This window comes from Variovorax sp. dw_954 (assembly GCF_018449755.1).
Classification (GTDB): Bacteria; Pseudomonadota; Gammaproteobacteria; order Burkholderiales; family Burkholderiaceae_C; genus Variovorax.
The window spans coordinates 1-3,392 of record NZ_JAAVVD010000069.1; the positions used below are offsets into that span (position 1 = coordinate 1).

Annotated in this window: 4 protein-coding genes; all 4 read left to right on the plus strand. The window is 61.9% G+C overall.

The genetic code is table 11. From position 1 onward, the window contains the following. A partial coding sequence (locus HB681_RS37415) for a DUF5372 family protein (protein WP_213959954.1) occupies window positions 1–331 on the plus strand: 331 nt, incomplete at its 5' end. 160 nt (window positions 332–491) lie between these two features. Continuing rightward, window positions 492–959: a helix-turn-helix domain-containing protein gene (locus HB681_RS37420; protein WP_213959955.1), complete on the plus strand. Its 468-nt coding sequence runs from the start codon at window positions 492–494 to the stop codon at window positions 957–959. Between the two features lie 16 nt (window positions 960–975). Continuing rightward, window positions 976–1,245, plus strand: a complete 270-nt coding sequence (locus HB681_RS37425; RefSeq protein WP_213959956.1) for a hypothetical protein — start codon at window positions 976–978, stop codon at window positions 1,243–1,245. Beyond that, window positions 1,242–3,359, plus strand: a complete 2,118-nt coding sequence (locus tag HB681_RS37430; RefSeq protein WP_213959957.1) for a recombinase family protein — start codon at window positions 1,242–1,244, stop codon at window positions 3,357–3,359. Before HB681_RS37425 ends, HB681_RS37430 begins: the two co-directional genes overlap by 4 nt. The last annotated feature ends 33 nt before the right edge of the window (window positions 3,360–3,392 follow it).

Consider the following 3,392-nt stretch of genomic DNA (forward strand, 5'->3'; position numbering starts at 1 on the left):
CGCTTGTAACTCCATCCGGAATGCAGACATTCCAGCCGCATCGAAGCGTCTTGTGCGCATCACTCACCCGTTTCATCCGCTCAGTGGCCGGCAGCTTGCCTGCGTTGGCGAGCGCTTTAACCGTTACGGCAAGAGGCTCTTGCTGCAAGTCGATGAATCGAGGGTTTGCTCAGTGCCGCCGCAGTGGACGGACGTGGCCGCACCAGACCCCGAGATTGCGATCGGCAATGCAAGAGCGGTCCTGCGCGTCACGGACTTCATTGAACTGGCCCGGCTCGTAGCGCGTCTTGCCAGCACGTCTGAGCCTCATTGCAAGCCTGATGGAGCGTAAATGAAACTATGCCGCGTATGTAATGCAATATATGCCGCTTGCATAGCGTTTGCATGCTATCTAAACTGCGATAGTTGGACTGAACGAGCTTGTATTTGGTTTGACATCGGGTCACGTATGCGGCATTATTTAGTTTGCTGTTCGCACCTGATTAGACGCCATGCCAAGCCAGCGCAAGCGCACCAAGCTCGATGCCCTCATCGAAGAGGGCACGTTGAATGCGCAGCCCGAGAAGGTCAGCGATCCAAAGTTCAGGCCCGGCGAGTTCTTCGATCCGCGAGATGCAGTGCAGGTGAAGTACGAGCTGTTGCGTCGAGTCCTGGTCGAGAAGGCCTCAGTGACCGGTGTTGCCCAGGAATACGGCATCTCACGGCCCACCTACTACCAGGCCAAGGCCGACTTCGACGCGGGCGGCATTGCCGGGCTGGTTCCCAAGAAGCGAGGCCCGCACGGGCGACACAAACTGCGAGACGAGGTCATGGCGTTCATCGAGCAGTACCTCGTGCAGGGAGAACCGGTGCGAGCGCGCGACCTGGCGATTTTGGTTCAGCACAAATTCGCCCTGGATGTGCACCCACGAACGATCGAGCGAGCGGTCAAAGAAAAAAAAACTGCCCAGCGAAGCTGATTGCTTCGGACGGCAGTTGCCCGAGGCATCGGTGGTGGCGGCCAAGTACGAGGTGCTGCGCATGGCAGCGCTTGGGCAACCGCTGCCACTGGACGCGCGCAGCGGGCTCGCGCTGCTTCTGCGGCAGGGCATGTGGGCCTGGGCCCTCGCGATGGGTCGAGTCGCCGCACAGGAGCGCGCAGGCAACTGCGCGGCGCCGATGTCGACGGCGCCACGCCAGCACAACGCAGTTGTTCAGATCCTCGCAGCCATGGCAATGAAGGCCAATATCCGGAGGGCAGCATGAACGAATCTCTGAAGGTCCAACCTCACCATCTGGAGCGCGGGGCCTACCTGTACGTGCGACAGTCATCCATGAAGCAGGTCCTCGAAAACGTCGAGAGCACCAAGCGCCAGTACGCGCTTCGCGCACGCGCCACGGCCCTCGGATGGGCCGACGACCGGGTCGTCGTCATCGACAGCGACCAGGGCGAGTCTGGCGCCTCAGCGGCGTGGCGCGAAGGCTTCCAGCGCCTGGTCAGCGACGTAGGGATGGGGCGTGCGGGCATCGTCATGGGACTGGAGGTCTCGCGACTGGCGAGAAACAACGCCGACTGGCATCGCCTGCTGGAAATCTGCGCGCTGGCCGACACGCTGATCCTCGACGAGGATGGTGTGTACGATCCCGCCAACTTCAACGACCGTCTCTTGCTGGGTCTGAAGGGAACGATGAGCGAGGCCGAGCTGCACGTGCTCAAAGCCAGACTGCGCGGCGGCGTCCTGAACAAGGTGCGGCGAGGCGAGTACCGCTGCACGCTGCCCACCGGCTTCGTGTACGACGCCGTCGGAGACGTGGTCCTGGACCCGGACTCCCAGATCAGGGAATCGATCGCTTACTTCTTCGAAACCTTCTCGCGCGTGGGCTCGGCATGTCAAGTGGTCAAAGCATTCCGTGACGAGGGACTGAGCTTCCCTTCTCGACTGCGCAACCGAGACACCGTAGTGTTCCGACCGCTCAACGCTTCAACGGCCATCCGTACACTGCACAACCCGCGGTACGCGGGGACCTACGCCTATGGCCGGCGGCGCTATCAGCGCACCGCCAAAGGCATGAAGGTTCAGCGAACCCGCAATTGCGACGACTGGCTCGCATGCATTCCGAATGCTCACCCCGGCTACATCACCTGGGACCGGTTCGAGGAAAACCTCAAACTCCTTGAGAGCAACGGTCGAAACTACGAGCTGGCGCGAGCCTCTCCGCCGAGGGAGGGACCTGCGCTGTTGCAGGGCCGGACGGTGTGCGGCAAGTGCGGTCGCCACATGCGCGTGCGCTACGCGGCCAGACGGGGTCGGATGGACGCGTGGTATGTCTGCGACCGAGAACAGGGCCGCAGCGCTGAGCCTCACTGCCAGTCGATTGCAGGCGCGCCCATTGATGAAGCGATCGCAGCGCTTGTGGTCGACCAGGTGACTCCTGCAGCGGTCGATCTCTCGATCCATATCCGCGCCGAGATCGAGTCTCGTCACGAGGAGGTCGATCAGCTTCGGCGTCGCGCGATCGAAAGAGCCCAGATCGAAGCCGATCTCGCCCAGCGTCGCTTCATGCTGGTCGATCCTGGCAACCGCTTGGTCGCCGACACGCTGGAGGCTGATTGGAACGACAAGCTCAGAGCGCTCGCCGCAGCACGCGAGGACTACGAGCATGCACGACGGGACGAGCGGCTGCTTGACGCGGAGATGCGCGACCAGCTCGTGGCGATGACAGCCGACTTCAAGCGCCTGTGGGACGACCCCCAAACGCCGAACCGCGAGCGCAAGAGAATGATCGACCTCATCATCGAAGATGCCACCCTTGTCCGCATGCCTGCAGACAGAATCACCAAGGTTCACGTGCGCTTCAAAGGCGGCAAAACGCTGACGGTCACGACGGTGAATCGCAGATCATCGGCGCAGCAAATAAGGACGCAGCCGAGGGTCGTCGAGCTCGTCGACAAGCTGCTCGAGCAGCACACGTACGCCGAGATTGCCGAACTGTTGAACGAGCAAGGAATACGTCCCGGGGGAACTGCTCGACCTGGGCGTGCGGACGCACGATTCACTTCCAAGCGTGTGGCCTATCTCGTCCACAGCTACGGCCTGCGTTCGCTGTACGACCGACTTCGGGACCGAGGAATGCTCACCAAGGAAGAAGCCGCTCAACGCCTGAACATCCACGAACAGACGCTCATTCGCTGGGCGGAGCACGGGCTCATCGCGAGACACGCCTTCAACGACCACGGCGAGTACCTTTACGAGGAGCCCGCTCCCGGTATGCCCGCCAAGCACAGCAGTCGCTGGCACCGACTGGTCGATCGCAAAACAGCCGCCCGAGAGGAGACGGTCGCAAAATCCTCTCGTTCATCCGGAAAGGGTGCAGTATGAACGCAGTTGGTTGGCAAGCAGCATCAGGCCCTG

Bases quoted from the DNA above. Each gene is read 5' to 3' on its own strand.
- HB681_RS37420 (WP_213959955.1), top strand. From the start codon at position 492: ATGCCAAGCCAGCGCAAGCGCACCAAGCTCGATGCCCTCATCGAAGAG.
- HB681_RS37430 (WP_213959957.1), top strand. From the start codon at position 1,242: ATGAACGAATCTCTGAAGGTCCAACCTCACCATCTGGAGCGCGGGGCC.